At 61.1% G+C, this 20,771-nt stretch carries 21 protein-coding genes; 16 read left to right on the top strand and 5 right to left on the bottom strand.

What is annotated here, in order from left to right:
* From KCX59_RS05225 to KCX59_RS05185, 9 genes are all read left to right on the top strand, one after another.
* Positions 1 to 1,338: an ABC transporter substrate-binding protein gene (locus tag KCX59_RS05225; RefSeq protein WP_179019934.1), complete on the top strand. Its 1,338-nt coding sequence runs from the start codon at positions 1 to 3 to the stop codon at positions 1,336 to 1,338.
* A gap of 46 nt (positions 1,339 to 1,384) precedes the next feature.
* Complete coding sequence (locus KCX59_RS05220) at positions 1,385 to 2,263, top strand: carbohydrate ABC transporter permease (protein ID WP_091465608.1); 879 nt, start codon at positions 1,385 to 1,387, stop codon at positions 2,261 to 2,263.
* Positions 2,263 to 3,165 (top strand): carbohydrate ABC transporter permease, encoded by a 903-nt coding sequence (locus KCX59_RS05215; RefSeq protein WP_179019932.1) that lies wholly within the window; start codon positions 2,263 to 2,265, stop codon positions 3,163 to 3,165. Before KCX59_RS05220 ends, KCX59_RS05215 begins: the two co-directional genes overlap by 1 nt.
* 38 nt (positions 3,166 to 3,203) lie before the next feature.
* Complete coding sequence (locus KCX59_RS05210) at positions 3,204 to 4,283, top strand: LacI family DNA-binding transcriptional regulator (protein ID WP_179019930.1); 1,080 nt, start codon at positions 3,204 to 3,206, stop codon at positions 4,281 to 4,283.
* A 64-nt stretch (positions 4,284 to 4,347) separates the two neighbouring features.
* Positions 4,348 to 5,088, top strand: coding sequence for a DedA family protein (locus tag KCX59_RS05205; RefSeq protein WP_179019928.1), 741 nt, complete (start codon positions 4,348 to 4,350; stop codon positions 5,086 to 5,088).
* Between the two features lie 53 nt (positions 5,089 to 5,141).
* Positions 5,142 to 5,636: a DUF2306 domain-containing protein gene (locus KCX59_RS05200; RefSeq protein ID WP_017199908.1), complete on the top strand. Its 495-nt coding sequence runs from the start codon at positions 5,142 to 5,144 to the stop codon at positions 5,634 to 5,636.
* 267 nt (positions 5,637 to 5,903) lie between these two features.
* Positions 5,904 to 6,950: a homoserine dehydrogenase gene (locus KCX59_RS05195; protein ID WP_179019926.1), complete on the top strand. Its 1,047-nt coding sequence runs from the start codon at positions 5,904 to 5,906 to the stop codon at positions 6,948 to 6,950.
* The gene (locus KCX59_RS05190; protein ID WP_178996115.1) at positions 6,943 to 8,358 is read left to right on the top strand and encodes an aldehyde dehydrogenase family protein; all 1,416 of its coding nucleotides are present in this window, start codon (positions 6,943 to 6,945) and stop codon (positions 8,356 to 8,358) included. Before KCX59_RS05195 ends, KCX59_RS05190 begins: the two co-directional genes overlap by 8 nt.
* Before the next feature lie 8 nt (positions 8,359 to 8,366).
* A complete protein-coding gene (locus tag KCX59_RS05185; protein WP_370629259.1) occupies positions 8,367 to 9,839 on the top strand; it encodes an aspartate ammonia-lyase in 1,473 nt (490 codons plus the stop codon).
* On the opposite strand, the gene KCX59_RS05180 is transcribed toward KCX59_RS05185, so the two are convergent.
* Positions 9,762 to 10,217 (bottom strand): Lrp/AsnC family transcriptional regulator, encoded by a 456-nt coding sequence (locus KCX59_RS05180; protein WP_179019924.1) that lies wholly within the window; start codon positions 10,215 to 10,217, stop codon positions 9,762 to 9,764. The two genes, KCX59_RS05185 and KCX59_RS05180, sit on opposite strands and share 78 nt — an antisense overlap.
* Positions 10,195 to 11,142 (bottom strand): LysR family transcriptional regulator, encoded by a 948-nt coding sequence (locus KCX59_RS05175; protein WP_179019922.1) that lies wholly within the window; start codon positions 11,140 to 11,142, stop codon positions 10,195 to 10,197. The genes KCX59_RS05180 and KCX59_RS05175 overlap by 23 nt, the downstream gene beginning before the upstream one ends.
* 151 nt (positions 11,143 to 11,293) lie before the next feature.
* Here KCX59_RS05175 and KCX59_RS05170 point away from each other — a divergent pair, with 151 nt between their 5' ends.
* Genes KCX59_RS05170 through KCX59_RS05160 form a run of 3 tightly spaced genes read left to right on the top strand, consistent with a single transcriptional unit; the run spans position 11,294 to position 13,883 of the window.
* Positions 11,294 to 11,896, top strand: a complete 603-nt coding sequence (locus KCX59_RS05170; RefSeq protein ID WP_091467530.1) for a helix-turn-helix domain-containing protein — start codon at positions 11,294 to 11,296, stop codon at positions 11,894 to 11,896.
* Positions 11,889 to 12,632, top strand: coding sequence for a B3/B4 domain-containing protein (locus tag KCX59_RS05165; protein WP_179019920.1), 744 nt, complete (start codon positions 11,889 to 11,891; stop codon positions 12,630 to 12,632). The genes KCX59_RS05170 and KCX59_RS05165 overlap by 8 nt, the downstream gene beginning before the upstream one ends.
* A 33-nt stretch (positions 12,633 to 12,665) precedes the next feature.
* Positions 12,666 to 13,883, top strand: a complete 1,218-nt coding sequence (locus tag KCX59_RS05160) for a trans-sulfuration enzyme family protein (RefSeq protein WP_179019918.1) — start codon at positions 12,666 to 12,668, stop codon at positions 13,881 to 13,883.
* 107 nt (positions 13,884 to 13,990) lie between these two features.
* Here KCX59_RS05160 and KCX59_RS05155 read toward each other — a convergent pair whose 3' ends face one another.
* Both KCX59_RS05155 and KCX59_RS05150 read right to left on the bottom strand, forming a co-directional pair.
* Positions 13,991 to 15,214: an MFS transporter gene (locus tag KCX59_RS05155; RefSeq protein WP_370629258.1), complete on the bottom strand. Its 1,224-nt coding sequence runs from the start codon at positions 15,212 to 15,214 to the stop codon at positions 13,991 to 13,993.
* Positions 15,215 to 16,102: a dihydrodipicolinate synthase family protein gene (locus KCX59_RS05150; RefSeq protein WP_179019916.1), complete on the bottom strand. Its 888-nt coding sequence runs from the start codon at positions 16,100 to 16,102 to the stop codon at positions 15,215 to 15,217. It lies immediately after the preceding gene.
* Positions 16,103 to 16,217: 115 nt separating this feature from the next.
* On the opposite strand from KCX59_RS05150, the gene KCX59_RS05145 reads away from it, so the two are divergent.
* From KCX59_RS05145 to KCX59_RS05135, 3 genes are all read left to right on the top strand, one after another.
* Entirely contained in the window at positions 16,218 to 17,642 is a 1,425-nt protein-coding gene (locus KCX59_RS05145; RefSeq protein WP_179019914.1) for a PLP-dependent aminotransferase family protein, read from the top strand.
* A 115-nt stretch (positions 17,643 to 17,757) separates the two neighbouring features.
* Complete coding sequence (locus KCX59_RS05140; RefSeq protein WP_178996103.1) at positions 17,758 to 18,072, top strand: DMT family transporter; 315 nt, start codon at positions 17,758 to 17,760, stop codon at positions 18,070 to 18,072.
* Positions 18,072 to 18,422 carry a DMT family transporter gene (locus tag KCX59_RS05135; RefSeq protein WP_178996101.1) on the top strand — a complete coding sequence of 117 codons (351 nt, stop codon included), beginning with the start codon at positions 18,072 to 18,074 and terminating at the stop codon, positions 18,420 to 18,422. The genes KCX59_RS05140 and KCX59_RS05135 overlap by 1 nt, the downstream gene beginning before the upstream one ends.
* A 238-nt stretch (positions 18,423 to 18,660) precedes the next feature.
* Here the strand turns inward: KCX59_RS05135 and KCX59_RS05130 are convergent, their stop codons facing one another.
* The gene (locus KCX59_RS05130) at positions 18,661 to 18,972 is read right to left on the bottom strand and encodes a pyrimidine/purine nucleoside phosphorylase (protein ID WP_091465575.1); all 312 of its coding nucleotides are present in this window, start codon (positions 18,970 to 18,972) and stop codon (positions 18,661 to 18,663) included.
* Positions 18,973 to 19,140: 168 nt separating this feature from the next.
* On the opposite strand from KCX59_RS05130, the gene KCX59_RS05125 reads away from it, so the two are divergent.
* A complete protein-coding gene (locus KCX59_RS05125; RefSeq protein ID WP_179019912.1) occupies positions 19,141 to 20,703 on the top strand; it encodes a helix-turn-helix domain-containing protein in 1,563 nt (520 codons plus the stop codon).
* Positions 20,704 to 20,771 lie beyond the last annotated feature (68 nt).

Here is a 20,771-nt window from a genome sequence, read left to right as displayed (position 1 = left end):
ATGAAGAAACTATTCCGTGCCGCTGCCGTCGCAGCCGTCGCTGCCCTGGCTTTGACAGCCTGCGGCGGCGGAGGAGCCGCCAGTGACCCCTCCAACGTCAGCCCCACCGGCGAGATCAAGCCCCGCGAAATATCCTGGCTGCTCTCCAGGCCCGCCGACGGAGCTGTCATCAACATCATGAAGAAACTCGCGGACGACTACGCCAAGGAACACCCAGGCTTCGCACTGAACCTCATCACCACCCCGGACCGGCCCTCGTACATTCAAAAGCTTGAAACCCTGGCCGCAGCCAACAAGCTACCGGAATTGTTCGATACCGATGCCACCCCCTTCGCCCAGGAACTGGCCAAGCAAGGCAAAATGGTGGACGCCGATAAGCTCCTGAAGTCACTGGACATTTACGACGATTACCGGCCCGGCGCACTGGACTACCAGCGCTTCGACGACGGCTCCCTGTACATGATTCCGTTCCAGTTCGAACTCGAATTCATCTGGTACAACAAGGCCCTGATGCAGAAGGCCGGCGTTTCCGTGCCGAAGTCCCTCGACGACATTCCCGCCATGTGCACTGCCCTGCGGAATGCCGGGATCACCCCGATCGCCATCGACGGACAGGACCAGTGGCCGCTGGAACGCTACATCGCGTACCAGCCGTTCCGTGAAGCGGGACCCGATTTCGTCCAGAAGCTAAAGAAGGGCGAGGCGTCCTTCTCGGATGCCGCCGGCCAGAAGACCGTGAAGTGGATGGCTGACCTTGGCAAGGCCAAGTGCTTCCAGGAGGGCTTCTCCGCCCAGGGATATTCGGACGCGCAGAACCAGTTCACCTCGGGACAGGCCGCCATGTACAACATCGGCACCTGGGAACTTCCCAGCCTCGCCACGGACAAGCTCAACCCTGATGTGCGGGACGACATCGATTTCTTCACCTTGCCCACCACTGGAAGTTCGGTGACTGCTGCGAACGAGTTCGTATCACCCTCCGGTATTGGCATGGCAGTGAACTCGAAGACCTACGACCCGCTGGTGAGCGACTTCCTGAAGTTCGCCTTGGAGAAGTACCCGGCTGAATACGCTGCCACCGGGGCCCTCTCCCCCACCACCAACGTACAAACGACCATCCCGGCGAACGCGACTCCGTTGTACAAGAAGGCGCTCGAAACGGCCAACACCCTTGGGGACAAGCAAGCAATGCCGTGGGACACCCAGCTGGACCCCACCACCAACGGCCGGCTGCAACAGGAACTCGTCCTCCTGGTCCAGGGCAACATCACGCCCGAACAGTTCACCAAGACCATGGACGACGCCATCAAGCAGAACGCCCCCAAGTTCTTCAAGTAAACCCAAGCGGCGGGGGCTCCCAAGGCCCCCGCCCGAAAGGCCCACCATGCTACCCAACAGGTCAAGGACCTCGGTCCTGGTCTTCCTGCTTCCACCGCTGCTGCTCTACTGCGCAGCCGTACTCTTCCCGATTCTTCAGTCGCTGTTCCTCAGCTTCTTCTCGTGGAACGGCATCAGCGAGATGGAGTTCGTAGGCCTCGCCAACTACGTCCGTATGCTCACCGCAGACGACATTTTCTGGAGGTCCTTCTTCAACGCACTCCTGTACCTGGCCATCTGCCTGGTGCTGCAGCTCGGCGGAGCACTGGTCGTAGCCAGCCTGCTCACGTCACTTCGCCGGGGCCGGGAACTCATCAAAACCCTCTACTTGCTGCCAGCTGTGATCTCCACCGTAGCGATCGCATTCCTCTTCATCCGCATCTACTCCATTGACCCCGTTGGCCTGTTGAACCAACTGCTGCATTGGCTTGGTTTGGGTTCCTTTGAGCGGGCTTGGCTCTCCGATGTAAACACCGTACTGGCAGCCGTATCCGCCCCCGAAGGCTGGCGGTTCACCGGACTTTACATGCTCATCATTTACGCTGCCCTGATTGCCGTGCCCAAGGAACTGGAAGAAGCAGCGGTCCTGGATGGGGCCTCGAAATGGACACTCTTCACCAAGATCCGGTTTCCCTACATACGTCCCGTGTGGATTACCACCACCATCATGGCCACCACCTACGGCCTGCGCGGTTTCGATATCCCGTACCTCATGACCAACGGTGGCCCCGGGCAGTCCTCCGAGCTGCTCACCACCTACATGTACAAGACGGCCTTCACCAGCACCGACTTCGGCTACGCAAGCACAATCTCCGTCTTCATCGTGATCGAGTGCCTCGTCGCCGTCGGCCTCATCTTGTTCATGCTTAAGCGGAAGGCAGACTAATGATCACCCAAACAGCCCCTTCTACCCCGCGCGCGACAGTTCCGCCGTCGCCGGTTATTAAACGACGGCGGCGTAAGCCGAGCCTGTACCGGACACTCTCGCGGGTCCTCATGATGCTCATCGTGATAGTTCAGGTCTACCCGCTCGCCTGGCTGTTCGTTACCAGCCTGCGGACGGAACACGACTTCGCAACCGGCGATCCCTTCGCTCTTCCCAGCTCATTGACGTGGGAAAACTATGCGAGGGCCTTCGAAACCGGCGATCTCGGCCGGAACATCCTGAACAGTTTCATCGTCACCATGGGCGCCAACATCCTCATTGTGTTGTTCGGCATGATGGCTGCCTACGCCATTCAGGTTCTCGGCTTCCGCCTGAGCCGGTTCGTCCGCGGTTTGTTCCTGGTGGGGATCATTGTTCCCGTTCAAATCGCTTTGGTCCCACTGTTCATCGATTACTCCGCAGTGAACCTGTTGGACACCTACCAGTCGATGATCATCCCCCTGGCTGGCTTTGCCTTGCCCATGTCCATTTACCTGTTCTCATCCTTCTTCGAGTACATCCCGCGGGAAACCTACGAGGCCGCGTCCCTGGATGGTGCCGGCCCGTACAGGATTTTCGGTTTGATCACCCTGCCTCTTTCACTGAACACCGTGGTCACTGTTGTCTTGGTGAACAGTATCTTCATTTGGAATGACTTCATCTTCGCCAACACTTTTGTTCTTTCCGAGGATTTGAAGACGATTCCGCTGGGCCTGCAGAACTACATCGGGGCCATGGGCAAAGTGGATTGGACTGCGACCTTTGCGGCGGTCTGCGTGACCATCACTCCCCTGCTCTTGGTCTTCCTGGTCCTCAACAAGGCAATGATTCAAGGCTTGGAAAGCGGGGCGAATAAGGGATGAGCGCCACGGCAGACGGATATACTCCAGTCGGAGGACAGATGATTTCGCAGGAGAAAAATTCAGGCATCGCGGCCGCCCCCATCGATCATGCCAGAGCGGGCCGCGCCCATCCGGTGACCCTCCGCGAAGTCGCTGAACTAGCGGGCGTGTCCACTGCCACTGTTTCCCTGGTCATCAACAAAAAGAAGAACGCGCGCATTGCGGATGAGACGCGTCAACGGGTCACTGAGGCGATCGCCCAACTGGGCTACCGGCCGAATGCCATGGCCCAAACACTGGTCAGTGGAACCTCGAAGTTCATCGGGTTGGTGGCCGACGGCGTAGCCACCACGCCCTTCGCGGGCCAAATCATCCATGGCGCCCAGGATGAAGCCTGGAAACATGGCTACGCACTGCTGATCGCCAACACCGAAGGCAACAAGGACCTCGAAAGAGATGCCATTGCCATGATGCTGGAATACAAAGTCCGCGGCATCCTCTACTCAACGTGGTTCCACCGCCCCACCGACATCCCGGAAACCCTTCGCGAGGCGGATTTCGTCTTGGTCAACTGTTTTTCCCCCGACGCCGGGACCGCGCGGGCCGTAGTACCGGATGAGGCGCAAGGTGGACAGTCGGCCACTGAGATCCTGCTCCGCGGCGGCCACCGGCGAATCGCGTTTATCAACACCACTACCCCTGCACCCGCCAAAGATGGCCGACTCCAGGGCTACAAGGACGCACTTGAAGCTGCCGGAATTTCTTTTGATCCCGATCTGGTGCTCGAAGCGTACCCGGATCAGGAAGGCGGCTACGGTGCCACTGAGGATTTGCTCAAGCTTGGAGTCAGTGCGGTGTACTGCTACAACGACCGTATGGCCATGGGACTTTACGATGGCCTGCGGGAAAACGGCCTCTCCATTCCGGAGGACATTGCCGTGGTGGGTTTCGACAACCAGGAAGTCATCGCCGCCCACCTCCGGCCGCCACTTTCAACGGTGTCACTGCCCCACTATGAACTAGGCGCTGCGGGCGTTCGGATGCTGTTGGGCATTGATGCCGCGCCTCTCGAGTCCGCCGTGAAGATCGCTTGTCCGGCAGTTGAGCGCGACTCCGTGGCCGTTCACTCACCGGCCTGAAAACCTCTTGACATTGCGTGTTGCCCGGGGCCGTAGATAGGAATAGCGTTGAGGTGGAAGCCCAGTGGTCCCCCATCACTGGGCTTCTCTTTGGAACCGGCAGGATGCGCCGCAGGCCTCCTATAGGAGAGTCGCAAGAGAGGAGATCGACCTGATCAATTTTCTTAAAGCGACTGCTGCAGCCGATGAACTGGGCGGGATTGTCGGTATAGCCGCGCAGGTAATCGAAGCCCTCGGTGAATGGGGTGTGGGCTTGCTGACGCTCCTGGAGACTGTCTTCCCGCCCATACCCAGCGAGGTGATCCTCCCACTGGCTGGATTCCTTACCCAACAGGGAAGCATGAACCTGATACTGGTGTTCGTCACCAGCACCCTCGGGGCATATGCCGGCGCAATGCTCCTCTATTGGCTGGGGTACAAGGTGGGGTTGGAACGGTCCATCAAGCTACTTTCGAAACTGCCTTTGGTTGATCGGGAAGACTTCGAGAAGGCCGCTGATTGGTTCGAACGCCACGGTAAATCAGCAATATTCTTTGGCAGGCTGCTCCCCGGCGTGCGCAGCCTTATCTCCCTCCCGGCTGGTGCCGAACGCATGAACCTGATGACGTTCAGCCTCTTTACCGTGGCAGGGACCGGCGTATGGAACGCCCTGCTCATTGGGGCGGGATCACTGCTCGGTAAGCAATATCACCTTGTGGACCAGTACTCACGGTTTCTCAATTACGCCGTGTACGCAGGACTTGCCGCCTTCATAGTGTGGCTCATCATCCGAAGGGTCAAAAAGCGCAAGGAAAGCACTACGTAGCTGAAGGAAGTATCAGTTACGGAGCCACAGTTGACGGCCACTAGGCTGGCCAAATGCCCTCGCCGTGGACCTTCCTCATCTCCCTGCACGCCATCGCAGCCGGCTACGCCTTAATCTTCGGCGCCGTGAACCTGCTCCGCCGCAACAAAGGCAGCGCAGCGCACAAGATCCTGGGCCGCATCTGGGCAGTGGCCATGTACGTCGTAGTCCTCACCTCCTTCGGGATCAGAACCATCGACGGCGGCTTCAACTGGCTCCACGCCCTCTCTGTGCTGACGTTCTGTACGCTGACCATGGGCCTATGGTCCGTCCGCCGCGGCAATATCCGTGCACACCAGCGGTTTATGACAGGCAGCTACTTCGGACTCATCGGTGCGTTCATCGGCGTCGTAGCCGTACCGGACAGAAGGCTCCCACAGATGGCCATCCATGACCTCGCCGGCCTCACCCTATGGGTGGCGGCCCTCGCACTTACCGCCGGGCTGACCGTCGCGGGGCTGATGCAACTGCGCCGGAAGGCCGCACCTGGGATCAGCACCCGAAGGTAGAGCCTATTCAACCCCTTTTTTCGTCTTTACTTTTTGAGGATCCTCCTCATAAACCAGACGCATACAAAGCGGCCTTTCACTCGTCCGTGGAAGGTCGCTTTTGTCTTTCCGTGAGATGCCGAAGCATCGGACCGATGGCCGATGCGGCCAAACTACCCGCATTTTTGGGCGTTTCGGCATCCCGGACAGGCGATTCGTACCTAGGTAACTGACACACCCGGGAACGAGGCTTGAAGGACAGCATCACCGCCCTACCAAGGAGATCCCGTGACTACTTACAACCTGGCCTTGATTGGTTTCGGAGGCGTTAACCGCGCCTTGGCCGAACTGATCCGCGACGAACCACAGCGCTTCGCTTCCCTCGGATTCGAGCTCCGCGTCGTAGCCATCACCGACCTGGCCTTCGGATCACTCGTCCAGGGCGACGGCATCGACCTTGCAGCCGTCCTGGCCATGCCCCGCGGGACCTCCTTCGACGGGCTCCCCGGCGGCAGCTCCGACCCCCGAAATGAAGACGTCATCAAGAACAGCCCCGCCGATATCGTCGTCGAAGCAACCTTCACCAGCCCAATCGACGGCGAACCGGCCGTCTCGCACGTTAGGTGGGCCATCGAGTCGGGCAAACACGTAGTGACTACCAACAAGGGTCCCGTCGCTCTCCGGGGCCCTGAACTGAGCAAACTCGCCGCAACCAACGGCGTCCGCTTCGAATACGAAGGCGCCGTCATGAGCGGCACGCCAGTGATCCGCCTGGCACACAAGATGCTCGGAGGTCTCGAGCTGACGGCAGTCCAAGGCATCCTGAATGGAACCAGCAATTATGTGCTGGGCCGCATGGAAGCCGGTTTGCGTTTGGACGAGGCTATCGCCGAAGCCCAGGATCTCGGCTACGCGGAGGCTGACCCGACCGCGGACATCGGCGGCTCCGACGTCCGGCTCAAGGTCGCCATTCTGGCCAACGAACTGCTCGGGGCAAGCATGAACCCCAGCGATGTAGAAACCACTGGCATTCAGGACATCAAGAGTGATGACGTGGCCAAGGCGTTGGCAAGCGGACATCGCTGGAAGCTGATCGGCGAAGCCCGCCGTGAAGCAGACGGCCGGGTCGTTGCCACCGTCAAGCCGATCGCCCTGCAGCCCGATCACCCGCTCGCCGGCATTTCCGGTGCCACCAACGCCGTGTCTTTCACCACCGATCTGCTCGGGGCAGTCACTGTATCCGGCCCGGGCGCTGGCCGTGTGGAGACCGCCTACGCTCTCATCTCGGACATCATGGCCGTCAACGAATTCGTCAAAGGAGCCGTCCGTGCCTGAAACAGCGATTGCCGAAGCCAACTCCCCAGTGACTACTAACGATCTGGTGGTGCACAACAAGTTTGACGGTTCCGTATTGGCAACCTTGCGCCAGTGCAGCGAGGCAGATGTTCAGGTGGACCTGATCCGTGCCGCTTCCGCCACGCCGGCAGCGGCCGCCATGCCCCGTCACGAGCGCGGCCGGATCCTGGACACCGCCGCGGACCTCCTTCAGGAGCGCTCCCAAAAAGTCGCTGAACTGATCGTTGCCGAAGCCGGCAAAACCATCAAACAGGCACGCAAGGAAGTCGCGCGGGCCGTCAACACCCTCAAGCTCTCGGCAGCGGAGACGCGCCGAAACGTCGGCGAAGTAGTCCCGTTCGACTCCTTCGCAGGCTCCGAGAACAGGCAGGGTTGGTTCACCCGTGAACCACTGGGACTCATTGCGGCCATTACCCCGTACAACGACGCCTTGAACTTGGTGGCCCACAAGCTCGGCCCCGCGATTGCCGGCGGCAATACCGTGATCCTGAAGCCGTCGCAGCTGACTCCGTTGACAGCCATCCTCCTGGTGGACCTGCTGCGTGAGGCCGGGCTGCCGGCGGAGTTCGTTACCGTGGTCTTGGGTGATCGCACGATCGCGCAGACCATCATCTCCTCCAAGCTGGTCCGCATGGTTTCCTTCACCGGAGGTTTTACCACCGGGCGTGCGATCGCGGCGAACGCCGGTATCAAGCGCTTGTCCATGGAACTCGGCGGCAACGCGCCTGTCATCGTGTTCGACGACGCCGACCTTGCCACCGCCGTCGAAGCCTGTGTCTCCGGCTCCTTCTGGGCTGCCGGACAGAACTGCATAGGGGCCCAGCGAATCCTTGTCCAAAGGACTGTCTTCAATGCCTTCCTTAAGGACTTCGTCGCCCAAACGGCGGCTTTGAAAACCGGCGACCCGCGCAACGAGCAAACCGACGTCGGACCCATGATCAGCAACGGCTCCGCTGTCGAAGCGAAGCGGAAGATCGATGACGCCGTCGTAGCCGGGGCACAGCTACTCACTGGCGGAACCCTGAACGGGCCGGTCCTAACGCCCGCTGTGCTCACGGGCGTCCCCCGCAACTGTGAGGCATGGAGCGAGGAACTGTTTGCCCCCGTAGTCCTGGTGGAGCCGTTTGACTCCCCCGAGGAAGCCATCGAGCTGGCCAACGACAGCGAATACGCCCTGCAGGCCGGGGTATTCACTAAGGACCTGGGCCGAGCCTTGGCAACCGCCAAGGCAATCGACGCAGGCGGCGTCATGATCAACGACTCCTCGGACTACCGGCACGACGCAATGCCGTTCGGCGGTTCAAAATACGGCAGCATGGGCCGCGAAGGTGTCCACTTCGCCTACGAGGAAATGACCCAGCCCAAAGTCATCGCGATCGCCTCATGACCGCGGGCGTGAGAATTGAACAGGACAGCCTGGGGACCTTGGCGGTCCCCCGGTCCGCCTTGTGGGGAATCCATACTGAACGTGCCATCCTCAATTTCCCCATCAGCGGCATCCAACTGGGAACCCACCGGCATCTGGTCCGGGCACTGGCGTATGTCAAGAAGGCTGCGGCGCTGACCAACACCGAGTTGTGCCTGATCCCGGCAGACATTGGCCACGCCATCGTTGCAGCCTGTGACACTGTGGCCTCAGGCGACGTCGACCACGCTTTTCCGGTGGACGTCATCCAAGGCGGCGCCGGGACTTCCACCAATATGAACGCCAACGAGGTCATCGCCAACCTCGCCTTGGAAGCGTTAGGCCATCCCCGAGGCTCCTACGATGCGGTCGACCCCATCGGGCACGTCAACAAATGCCAGTCCACCAACGACGTCTACCCGACGGCAGTGCGCCTTGCCCTCGTGTTCGCCTTGGAAGATCTACTGGAGCGTCTGGCCCTGCTTTCGGCTGCGTTCGCCGAACGGGGGCGGGCGTTCTCATCCATCCCGAAGGTTGGCCGCACGCAGTTGCAGGATGCGGTGCCCATGACCCTTGGTCAGGAGTTCGCCGCGTTCTCCGTGACGTTGGAGGAAGACCGGCGCCGGCTGCGCGAGGCAGCTGCGCTGTTGCTTGAATGCAGTCTGGGTGCCACCGCCATCGGCACCGGCATCACCGCCGATCCACTGTATGTTGAGCGTGTCATCGACAAGCTTTCAGCCGTGAGCGGCGTAGCGCTGGTCCGTGCCCACGACTTCGTCGAAGCAACGTGGGACACCGGCGCCTTCATGACGTTCTCCGGAGCGCTCAAGCGCACCGCCATCAAGCTCTCCAAGATCTGCAGTGACTTGCGGCTGCTCTCCAGTGGCCCGCAAACAGGACTGGCCGAGATTCGATTGCCTCCGCGCCAGGCGGGCTCCTCGATCATGCCCGGCAAGGTCAACCCCGTGGTTCCCGAGGTCATCAACCAGATCGCCTTCTTCGTCGCCGGAGCTGACGTAACTGTAACCATGGCGGCAGAAAACGGACAGCTTCAGCTGAACGCGTTCGAACCAGCCATAGCTCACGCCCTGCTCCAATCAGTGAGCTGGCTGACCAACGGTGCCGACGTTCTGCGGGACCTTTGCGTGGAAGGCATTGAAGCGAACGAGGCTTTGCTGCGCTCCCGGGCTAGGGCGTCCACAGCGCAGGCCACTGCGCTGCTCCCGTTGCTGGGCTATGCAGTGGCGGCAGACCTCGCACACCGCGCCCTTGCTTCCGGGCACAGTGTCATGGACCTCGCCGTCACCGAAGGACTGCTCCTGCCCGAGCAGGCTGAGGCCTTAATGGCGTCTGATTCGGGCCACAAGCTCGGTATCAGCGCCCCCTCAGCGTGGAGTCTGCCTGTCTATCACAGTCGAGAGGGACAAGGCAGTGGTTGTGTCGCGGACTCCGGGAAACTCTGAAACCTGCCGCCAGATTTCCTGGATCCTGGCTGCATCAGGTGCCTCCACCCTGGCGATCAGATCAAGCTCCCCACTCACGACGTCGCAGGTGGTAATTTCCGGAATCGCCCGCAACCCGGCGATGACGTCACCACCCCTCATCCTGTCCTGACGCTGAATCAGGAGCACGGCGTTGACTGTGGGCGCCCCGTTCCCAGTGGATTCCTTGATGGTGTAACCGTTGATGAAGCCATCCCGTTCCAACCGTTCGATTCGCTGCCGCACAGCGTTACGGGAAAGCAGCACCTTCCCGCCAAGTTGAGCCAAGCTGATGCGGGCGTTTCGACGAAGCTCGGCAAGAATCTGCGCGTCTATCTCATCGCGTGGATTCTTGGGCATGGGCGCTCCTGACTGAGGGGGTTTGAACATGTGATTGGGCGATCCCGCGCAAAGCATCGATAACAACAGCCACTGCCCGGTGAACTACCCGTTCGGGGCGGACCAGCATGTCCACGTGGCGAACTGTTTGCACGCCTTCGATCGGACGCAGGACGACGTCCTGGGATGCAGGAATCCGAACGGTATGCCGGGGCAGCAATGCAAGGTGTCCACATTCTGACACCATGGCCGCGGCAGTGCTGAAGTCATTGATCCTGTGCACAACGCGCATCGGATACCCGGCCGCAGCGGCTACTGCGTCGAGCATGTCGGCCGGTGAGAAACCAGCATGGGTGGAAATCCACGTCGTTCCCACCAAGTCAGAAGGTTTCAGCGTCCTCTTCATCGCCAGATCATGGGACGAGTGCATTGCCACGTCCATAGGTTCCCGCAACAACGACAACACGGCAAGCCTGTCCCTGGGCCACGGGGGTGTGTGACTCATTCTGTGGCCGATCACAATGTCGTAGCTGGCCGTCAGAGCGGGGAACGAAACACGGTCGACGTCTTCATCGACGCATTCAACCACTGGGAATCCTTCCGTGTGTTCCAAGGCGGCCAACTCGGGGAAGAACGTCATCGCTGCGCTGTGGAAAGCACTGACGCGCACGGTCCGATCGATGCCTCCGACAAACTCATCCACCGTTGCTTCAGCGCGGGTGATCGCCTCGGAAACAGCGATTGCAGCTACCGCCAGCGCCTGACCGGCATCAGTGAGTTCAACGGATCGCCCCCGTTTCTGAGTGAGGGGTGCCTTGAACTTACGTTGAAGCGCAGCGAGTGACTGGGAGACCGCCGAGGGGCTCACGCCAAGAGCGCGTGCCGTAGCGGCCACACTGCCGTGATCGCCGAGCTCGCGCAAGACGCTGAGTTGATAGGGATCCATTAGCCTTACCTTAATTGTTGAGAACAACATATCTCATGGGCGCTATCTTTTTCCCAGTCCCGGCTGCGCCAGGAACAGGCAAAGGAATCTGTCAACGCTTCCGGGATCGATACCCATTGAAAGTGCACTCTAAGTGCAGTATGCTGCATTCATGGATGAAAACATCGCAACTTTGGCTTCGGCCATCGGCACGCGGGTGAAGCAGGAGCGCCTGGCCCGCCGTATGACTCTGGATCAACTGGCCGAAGCGGCGGGCGTTAGCCGCCGCATGCTGGTCAACGTTGAGCAAGCAACCATGAATCCAAGCGTCGGCACTCTGCTAAGGATCAGCGATGCCTTGGGCGTCGGGCTGCCGGACCTGGTCCAGTCGCCCGAGCCCAAGGCCGTCACAGTGACCCGCAAGGGTGAAGGTGCCGTGCTGTGGAGCAGCGATTCGGGCGGACGCGGCGTGCTGGTCGGCGGAACAGCTCCACCGGAAGTAGTGGAGTTGTGGGACTGGATCCTCGGACCAGGCGACCAGCACTCAAGCGAAGCACATACTCCCGGCACCAAGGAACTCCTGCAGGTTCAACAAGGCACCGTCATGGTGGGCATTGCGGACCAAACGATCATCCTCGAAGTCGGGGACTCGGTCACTTTCCCCGGGGACGTAGCCCACTCTTACAGCAACAGCACCTCCGAACCGGCACGGTTCTCCCTCGCTGTCTTTGAACGCGGTGTCGGTTCAGGCCATCGGGAGGCAGGCAATGCCTAGTACCCAAGCCCTTCAGGAAACCCTGGACGCCGCCCAGGTTGAACCCGCTGTTTTCGAACTTCGACCCGACTACCGGGCCCTGCTGATTGCGGTCGATGGCCTCGTCCCCGGGGCCAGCGATGAAGCAAGCAACGCCTTGCTGGAGCAGGCTGAGGAAGGTGCCCGGACAGCCCTGAGCGAGCAGAAGGCCGAACACCTTCCGCACATTGCCGCATGGCGGGAGGCGTACCAAGCCTTCGGCGCCAAGCCCAACCGCACACGTAACAGCCTTGAAGCATTGGTTCGGCGGGCGGATGCGGGCCTCCCGAGGGTCAACAGGCTCACGGACCTTTACAACGCAATCTCGGTCATGCACCAGATCCCGCTCGGCGGCGAAGACCTCGCCCGATACAGCGGGGCACCACGACTGGTTCGTGCGACGGGCCAGGAACCTTTCGACACCATAGCCAGCGGAGAACCGGTCGTCGAATACCCCGACGCCGGTGAAGTTCTCTGGTGCAACGACGACGGCGTCACCTGCCGTCGATGGAATTGGCGTCAAGGCCGCCGCACGCAATTGCGTGACGAGACCACCTCAGCTTTGTTCATTTTGGACGCACTTGCACCGATGAGCACCGAATCGTTGCTTGCTGCAGGAGCTGACCTTACCAAGCACCTGTCCACGCTGGGTTCAGAGGTCGTCAGCGTCCAGCGCCTGATCAGCCACCGCCCAGCGCCGCATTCCACTGCCCGCTGATGAGGGCGTACCCTCCGAAAGGAAACCTGAACAATGAACCGCGCACCTGACAAGCACAACCGGGCCTCCGTCCATGACGCCACCTGGGCCGTCCATGGCGGAAACAGCATCGACAAAGGCACCGGCGCCCTCCGCACTCCCCTCATCATGGCCAACTCCTACCTTCTCCCGGACGACCCCTCGGACATGGATTGGTCGAGCGTTGACGACGGACTGGTCTACACCCGAAATGCCGGAGCCAACCAGGTCGCCCTGGAAACAAAGCTTTCCGCTATGGAAGGCGCCGAGGCGGCAGCCGCTTTCGCCACGGGCGTCGCCGCCTTGCATGGAGTGTTCTTCGCCCTCCTGAAGTCCGGCGATCACGTGGTGGTTTCCAACGTCACCTACGAAGCGGTCTACCGTCTCTTCGGGGAACTTCTTCCGGAAAAGTACGGCATTGACGCCACCTTCGTTGATGCGGACGACCTGGAAGCAGTCCGGGCAGCCGTTCGTCCGAACACGAAGCTGATTCACGCTGAAACCATCGCCAATCCCACCACCAAGGTGGCCAACGTCGCCGCCCTGGCCAGTATCGCCAAGGACGCCGGCGTCCTGCTGACCATTGATGCCACGTTCACTCCGGCACCTTTCTACCGAGCCCTCGACGACGGCGCAGACTTGGTCATCCACTCGCTGACCAAGTACATCAACGGTCACGGCGACGCAATGGGCGGTGTGGTCATTGGACGACGCGAACTCGTCCAGCACATCCGGCACGATGCCATCGTTGATGCCGGCGGAGTGATTTCGCCTTTCAACGCCTGGATGATCATGCGCGGTTCCGTGACCCTGCCGCTGCGCCTCAAGCAGCAGTTCTCCAGCGCGGGGAAGGTAGCGGCAGTCCTCGAATCCGACCCGCGGATCGCCTACGTCCTCTACCCTGGCCTGGTCTCCCACCCGCAGCACGAACTGGCCGGCAAACAGTTCGGAGGCCGCGGCTTCGGAGGCGTTCTCGCATTCGCTGTGGAAGGTGACTCAAATACCCAGAACACCTTCGTGAAAAACCTGCAGGTCATCACGTCGGCGGTCTCGCTCGGCCACGATGAAACGCTGATCGTCCACGTCGGCCCGGATGCCCGCGGCGGATCGGAAAACTACCCGGCATCATTCCATAAGTACGGCCACTTGCGCCTGTCCATCGGGCTTGAAGACCCCGAGGACATTATTGATGACACCCTCAGCGCCCTGGACAAGACCTTCGGGGACAAGTAGACACCATAGGACAAAGCCTGGGACGGACGCTGGAGCAGCGCCCGTCCCAGGCTTTGCCTTCTTTCCAATCTGTCCGGTCCGGCACACGAACTCGTCGCCAGGAAGGATCAGCTTCGGGACCGATCGAGATGGCGGTCAACAAAGGAGACCACCACAGCCGAGACGACGAGCCCGGCTGCCAGGTATAGGGGAAGCCTGGTTGCAGGCGCGACGAGTGCCCCCGCAAGCGCTGTCCCGGCCGAACCGGCAGTGATTTTCAGGGCGCCGATCCAGACGAATACCTGACCTCGCGCCGCTGGCGGCGCGTATTCGCTACGGGCAGCCAAGGTGGAGGCGAAGAAGTAGGAGTTCAGCACGCCGGCGCAAGCAAAGGCTCCAACCGCCGTCGGGAATATCCCCGCTATGGCCGCACCGCCCAAGGCAATCCCTACCGCAGCGGCCAGCCAGGTCATTAATGGGTCTGCGTCTGTTTGCAGGGGCCGGATCATGACGCCCGCTGATCCCAGGAGTCCGCCCAGTCCATAGGCTGCTGTCAATATGCCGGCTGCTGCCGGCGCTACCCCCAGTTCGCCCGTGGATGCCACAGCGGTGATCGGTAGTGCGGCCACTGACAGCGCCACGACAACGGTCATGTAGAGGGTTCGTCGCAGCGGGCCGTTGGAGATCATCATCAGCAGTGTCCGGCCAGGCCGGGGAACTTCGGCGGCAACCGAAGCCGGAGGCGTGTAGGGCAATAGCCTGATGACAGCAGCGGCCACAAACGTTGATCCTGCAAGGATCAGTGCGGCAGTGGCGGGGTTGGCCCAGGCCGAGACGGCCGCCACCAAGGACGGTCCGATCGTCCCGCTGATGCCGTACGTGGCCACGTCCCAGCCCTGAGCGCGCCTTTGGCTGGTGCGCTCAGGGCCGGCGATTGCTGCCAATCTGCTGCTGATGCCGCCCGTGAGCAGAGGACCGACCAGGCCGGAGGCGATGAGCAGGAGACCGGGAACAATGGGCGGGCTTACGGGGAAAAGAAGAACCGCAGCCGCGAGGGTTGCGCCATGGACAACACATGCCCACGCAATTACTGTCCTGCCATCCTTGGCTGTATCCAGGCTGCGCGCTATGAGGGGCCCGAAGAGATGCGGCGCCGTGATGCAAGCACCCAAAATTCCGGCCAACCAGCCGGGTGCTCCGCTCGTGCTTGCGAGCAGGACTATCGCAACAACTGCGCCGCCATCGGCACTACGTGCCAGGGTGGCAGCCAGGACATAGCGTGCAAGGCCACCCGGAAAGCCCGGCTGGTTCGTCTTACGGTTCTGGTTCTTTCTTGCCAGGCTAAGTGACACCTAAGCCTCCAAACCACATTGCCGAATGGCCTCAGCCACTCTTTCCCGCCCCTCGGAGTCCAAGCCGTGGAGGGGCAGCGGCAAAGCCGAGGACGGCACGACGCCTAGGTCCTCAGCCAGGGCTGCGGTGACGCGAAGGCTTCCATAGGTACGGAACAGGGACCAGATCGGTTCCAGATCCGAGGAGGCGGCCGATGCCAGATCGTTTCGACCAGCGACAGCATGATCAACAAGGGTCCTTGCCTGTTGAGGCAACACCCCGGCAATCACCGAGTACCAGACGTTGCATCCAGCCAGCAGTGCCTCGGCGGCCGCCCAGTCTCCACTGATGCCCAGTGATGTCTCCTCCGGCAAACCTGCCTTGAGCTTGGCAACCCTGGCGGCTACTTCACCTGAGGCGGGCGGCGGAATCTTTATGGAAGCAATTCCCGGAATCCTGGCAATCCTGGCGTGCAGGTCATCGCTGAAGGTGAAGCCGGTGGTGCCTGGGTTGTCATAGACAACAATTGGAAGATCGGACTCTGCCGCGACGGTATCGAAGAGCCCGAAGACCTCGGCCTCCGATAGCTTTTGGTAGGACACCGGTGCCAGCAGCAGAGCTGAAGCACCGGCGTTTTGGGCATCAGCGGCAAATACCAGGACGTCCCGCGTGCGAACAGCTCCTATTCCGGCGAGAACAGGCACCCCGCTTGCTGCTTCCACAGCAATTTCGAGGACTGCCCTCCGTTTCTCGCGTGAGAGATAGGCGTAGTTTCCGGTCGAACCGAGAACACCCAGCGAATCTGCTCCGGCCCTCGCAACGCGGTTCACCACCCGGCCAAGTGCCTTCAGGTCGACACTTTCACCGGCCATGGGGGTGAGGGGGAATGCACTGAGGCCGTTGAACACTGGTTCCTACTTTCGTCATGCTGCAGAATCGCAGCGCTTCGTGGTGACGTGGTCCATGCTTCCAAAGGCCTTGGTCCTACACTAGGTCCAAGAACGTATAAGCCTGGAGGTCCAAGTGAGTGAAGCGGAAATACCGATTGAACTGGACAGGAACAGCCCGATGTCGCTCGCGGCACAAGTGGCCAGCAAGCTGCGCACCGCAATCCTCAATGGCATTCTCCAGCCAGAGCACACGCTGCCTGCGACCCGAAGGCTCGCAACAGAACTGGGCATTTCACGGGGTGTGGTGGTGCGCGCATTCGAACAACTGGCAGGCGAAGGGTTCCTCGAGAGCAACGGCTCGGGCGGGACCAAGGTGGCCGTTCGTCCCGATATGCAACCCCGCCCCTCCAACGGGAAACAACCCAGCAGGCCCCCTCTCCCGGCTGACGTGATAGACCTGACGCCTGGCCGCCCATCCGGATCACCGTTTCAGGACAGGCAATGGCGCAGCGCCTGGAAGTCGGCCATAGGGGAACAGGGGAACATCCAACTCCCTCCAGCCCTGGGGACCATGGCACTCCGGGAAGCAGTGGCTGATCACCTTGCCGTATCACGAGGGCTCGCCGTCGATGCAGAAGACGTCATCATCACCGGTGGCACCAGTGACGCGCTGCATCTCGTCGTCGCCATGCTCCGCAACCGCTCGCCACAGCCGCGCATCCTGGTAGAGGACCCTGGCTACCCCACAGCACGCCGGGTCATGACGGCGGCCGGCGCACAGCTGGCGACAGTGCCGGTGGATCAAAACGGCCTGGACAGCTCACAGCTGGCCTTGCTGGAGGAAATGCCGGATGCAGTCCTGGTGACCCCGAGCCACCAATACCCCTTGGGCGGCAGGATGGCCGTCCAGGAAAGACTGGGGCTGCTTAAATGGGCAGACCAACATGGTGTTCTTGTGCTGGAGGATGACTATGACAGCGAATTCCGCCACAGCAGAATGCCCCTTCCGGCCATGGCATCCCTCCCAAGCGCGGCCGACGTCGTCCTGCTGGGTACGTTCTCCAAGAACCTCAGCCCGTGGCTGCGATGCGGATACTTAGTGGTTCGGGGCAACTCCGGCGAAATGCTGAAAGCCACGAGGGAAGCCTTGGACACGCCCGTGGCCGGGGTGCTGCAATCAGCTATCGCACACTACATTAAAGGCGGCGGGCTTTCCCGGCATATCACGCGTGCCAGGCGCGAATATGCGCATCGACGATCCCTCCTCATCGACCGCCTGAACCCGCGGGATGACTTGGAACTCACCGCACTCGACGGCGGGCTGCATGCGGTCATTCGCTTCAAAAGCCCCGACGCTACAAGCGTGGCCACAAAGGCCTTGGAGTTAGGAGTGCGGGTGGTCCCCTTGGCTGGATACTACGCCGATCGCCCAGCCGAAAACGGTTTGGTCGTTGGCTATGGGGCCGTCTCCGACCTGCAACTTGCCAAGGCCCTGGCTGTTCTCTCGGGCTTGATAGGAGGCGGCGCCCAGGGCTTGAGGTCAGACCCCTCCGATTAGCAACCATAAGTGCATTTCATTGCCCTAATAGTGCATTATAAGAGTTATCCGCAGCGTTCACTAATCCATCCGCACCTAAGTGCAGATCAGGGTTTCTCTTCAGCAAGGAAAGCTCATGGCGTGGCTCGTACTCATCATTTCCGGCGTGCTCGAAGCCGTCTGGGCAACAGCCCTGGGAGCCTCAGACGGTTTCAAGCGCAAGCTTCCAACATTTATCTTCATCGCCTCCATGGCCGTCAGCATGGCCGGCCTGGCCTACGCGATGAAAGAACTGCCCACCGGCACGTCCTATGCCGTATGGGTGGGCATCGGCGCGGTACTCACCGCGGTGCTTGCCGTCCTACGCAAGCAGGAGAAACTTTCCCTTTCACGCGCCGTACTGCTGACCGCCCTGATTGGGTGCGTCGTCGGGCTGAAGGTGGTCAGCTAATGCACTGGATAGTGCTTCTTGCCAGCGCCGTCCTCGAAGCCGTATGGGCCACGGCCCTCGGGCAAAGCGAGGGATTCACCAACACCATTGCAACAAGCGTGTTCGCTGTAGGTCTGGTGCTCAGCATGCTCGGTTTGGGATTTGCAGCAAAACGGATTCCAATGAGCACCGCCTACGCTGTATGGACCGGCACCGGAGCCGCGCTGACTGTTACCTGGGCAATGGTCGAAGGCAACGAGACACCCACTCCACTCCGAATAATCTTCCTTGTGGGCATCATCGCCTGTGTCATCGGTCTGAAACTCATACCCGCAAAAACCATCAAGTCAGCCGACACATTCATTCCGTGACGATCAGAAACGCCCAACCCGTGGCGCACGCCCCGACGCGGGCTTTCTATCTCAAGAATTACGACGGCGATCCCGCCTCAGCGCCGCGCTTCCGGACGCTTGAAAACCATCCCGTACATGGCGCTGCTGAGTCTGGGCCTGATCCGCGTCTCACCCGAATCAGGCCCAGCTACTCACGGTCCCTTCGGCCGGTCCACTTCTGAAACCTCACAACGAGTGGTGTCTCACTCTTTGAGGACTACATGTCCAGGTGGCCGAGGAACTCTCCGGTATATGGGCAAAGGTAGGCGACGGTGTCATTCACACGGACCGTGAAGTCGGTACCCCCAGGGACCTCGAACCGTTCGCCTTCCTTGTAGGTGGTCCACTCCCCCTGACCGGCAGGCTGCTGGACATCCCAGGTACCGCGCACGAGATGCATCCACTCCTTGACGGGGGCTTCGAACTTCCACTCGCCAGGCTCCATCACTCCGACGGTGAAGTTGCCCTGCTCGTTCTTGAATTCGAGGCTGCGTACCTGTCCCTCGAAGTATTCGTTCTGGCCGATCATGACATGCTCCCATTCGCAGTTGCGGTCTTCGGCTCGCTGATTGCGGCCTGCTGAGAATCACACTATTGAAGCCATGCTTCCCGTACCATCGCCGGAGCGTACTCTTTGCTAGTTAAGTAGTGGCCGGCATGTACAGAAATACGGCCCGATCGTTGTTAACATAGGGCCATGGCACTTGAATCCAAGTCCTTCACGGTGGCCAGGCTTGCCTCCATTCCAAACATCGGGCTGACCATGGCGCACGGAGGCAGCGGAGTTGAACGAGCCGCCGGTATCCCGATCTCCGTCGAGCGGAAGGGGCGGTTCCCTGAGCTCCACGGCGGTGAGATAGTGCTTACCAGCGGGCGGCACATCGGTGAGGATTGGACAGCCTGGAAGAGTTTCCTGCTGGCAGCTACGGGCGCCGGCGCCTCCGGGCTCATCATTGGCCTCGGCACAGAGGCAGCCTTCGAAAGCCTCCCGGAACAGGTGCAGACCCTGGCAAGCGAACATGACCTGCCACTGCTGACCGGCGACATTGCCGACTTCGGGCGGATTGCGCACACTATCACCGTTCTCCACTCGGAGGGACAACGGGAATCGTTCAGGCGACCGCTCGACCTTCAGATGGAGATCACCGCGATCGTGGCCCGCGGCGGTTCGTTCGGAGACCTGCTCGCTGGCTGGCAGCAACGGACCGAGGAGCCGGTAGCCGCGTATGATCGCCTCGGGCAGGTCATGGCCAGAAGCTCGTCCTTCCCAGCGAACCTGCTCGCTCCGCTGGGCAAACGCCTCGCCGGTCAAGAAGCTCCACGACTCGGAGAACAACTTCGCCTGAACGCAACCGAGCTGGCTGCCGATCCCGATGGCACGTCTGCAAGCCCCGAAGGAACGGTCGAAATCTCCCCCTTCGCGGGCAACGACACCGTACGCGGGTTCTGTGTCCGCATTACTACAGGCCATGAGACGGCCGAACTTGCTGCACCGGCGCTGCGTTCCCTCCTTGCCCTCGAATTTGAACGTGTGTGGTTCCTGGACGAGTCAGCGCGCCGCAAACGCGCTGAACGGTTTGCCCGTCTCCTGACGCTTACGGAGCCGGGCAGTGCTCGGACATTCCTCCGCAGTATCGGCATCGATTCGGGTCCGCTGTGGGGCGTAAGCATCGAAGCGCGCAATGAAACACATGCTGAAGTTCTCATCGACGACCTCGCCGTGGTGCTCGCCGCCCCCTTCGTCCGGCATCGCCACCGGATCGTGGAGTGCCTGGCAACTGTCGATCCCCGACAGGCATTGGCTGACTACGGCCTTGGCGTCCCCACGGGCATCGGCACGCGGGGGGCTCCCGAGCACTCAGCCCGCAGCATCAGGCAGGCTACCCTGGCATTGGAGACCAGCCGTCGGGCCGGCACCCCCATCGAATACGTCGACGGGGCCTCGCACGAGTTCCTGATCAACGCCGCCCCATCGGACTACCTGGAATCTTTCTCCAGCGCCGTCCTCGCCCCCATCGAGAACTCGCGAGGAGGCGAAGCCCTCCTGAACACACTGCACACGTGGCTTCTTGAACGCCGATCCGTCGAGGCGACGGCGGAACGGATGGGGGTCCACCGACACACTGTGCGGAACCGGATGCAACGGATCGTCCAGATCACCGGTCACGACCTGGACGGCATCGATGCACAAACCGAGCTGTGGCTCGCGCTGAAAGTCCGAGGCTTCCGCGACAAAAGGGACTCACCCGTCGGGCCATAACCAACAGTCGAGGTTCGCCGCTACGGCCATATTCTGTCGTGACCTTCGGTGCCATGATGGTCGTCACA

Origin of the sequence: Paenarthrobacter nitroguajacolicus, assembly GCF_051027655.1 — a bacterium.
GTDB classification, from domain to species: Bacteria; Actinomycetota; Actinomycetes; order Actinomycetales; family Micrococcaceae; genus Arthrobacter; species Arthrobacter nitroguajacolicus.
The sequence above is the reverse complement of the archived record's forward strand: the minus strand, read 5'-3'. Positions and strand labels throughout refer to the sequence as shown.

Excerpts from the sequence above, each read along its gene's own strand:
- KCX59_RS05130 (WP_091465575.1), bottom strand. The coding sequence starts at position 18,972 with ATGATCGGCCAGAACGAATACTTCGAGGGACAGGTACGCAGCCTCGAA.
- KCX59_RS05220 (WP_091465608.1), top strand. The coding sequence starts at position 1,385 with ATGCTACCCAACAGGTCAAGGACCTCGGTCCTGGTCTTCCTGCTTCCA.
- KCX59_RS05165 (WP_179019920.1), top strand. The coding sequence starts at position 11,889 with ATGCCTAGTACCCAAGCCCTTCAGGAAACCCTGGACGCCGCCCAGGTT.
- KCX59_RS05200 (WP_017199908.1), top strand. The coding sequence starts at position 5,142 with ATGCCCTCGCCGTGGACCTTCCTCATCTCCCTGCACGCCATCGCAGCC.
- KCX59_RS05160 (WP_179019918.1), top strand. The coding sequence starts at position 12,666 with ATGAACCGCGCACCTGACAAGCACAACCGGGCCTCCGTCCATGACGCC.
- KCX59_RS05175 (WP_179019922.1), bottom strand. The coding sequence starts at position 11,142 with ATGGATCCCTATCAACTCAGCGTCTTGCGCGAGCTCGGCGATCACGGC.
- KCX59_RS05135 (WP_178996101.1), top strand. The coding sequence starts at position 18,072 with ATGCACTGGATAGTGCTTCTTGCCAGCGCCGTCCTCGAAGCCGTATGG.
- KCX59_RS05210 (WP_179019930.1), top strand. The coding sequence starts at position 3,204 with ATGATTTCGCAGGAGAAAAATTCAGGCATCGCGGCCGCCCCCATCGAT.
- KCX59_RS05140 (WP_178996103.1), top strand. The coding sequence starts at position 17,758 with ATGGCGTGGCTCGTACTCATCATTTCCGGCGTGCTCGAAGCCGTCTGG.
- KCX59_RS05215 (WP_179019932.1), top strand. The coding sequence starts at position 2,263 with ATGATCACCCAAACAGCCCCTTCTACCCCGCGCGCGACAGTTCCGCCG.
- KCX59_RS05170 (WP_091467530.1), top strand. The coding sequence starts at position 11,294 with ATGGATGAAAACATCGCAACTTTGGCTTCGGCCATCGGCACGCGGGTG.
- KCX59_RS05180 (WP_179019924.1), bottom strand. The coding sequence starts at position 10,217 with ATGCCCAAGAATCCACGCGATGAGATAGACGCGCAGATTCTTGCCGAG.
- KCX59_RS05225 (WP_179019934.1), top strand. The coding sequence starts at position 1 with ATGAAGAAACTATTCCGTGCCGCTGCCGTCGCAGCCGTCGCTGCCCTG.
- KCX59_RS05125 (WP_179019912.1), top strand. The coding sequence starts at position 19,141 with ATGGCACTTGAATCCAAGTCCTTCACGGTGGCCAGGCTTGCCTCCATT.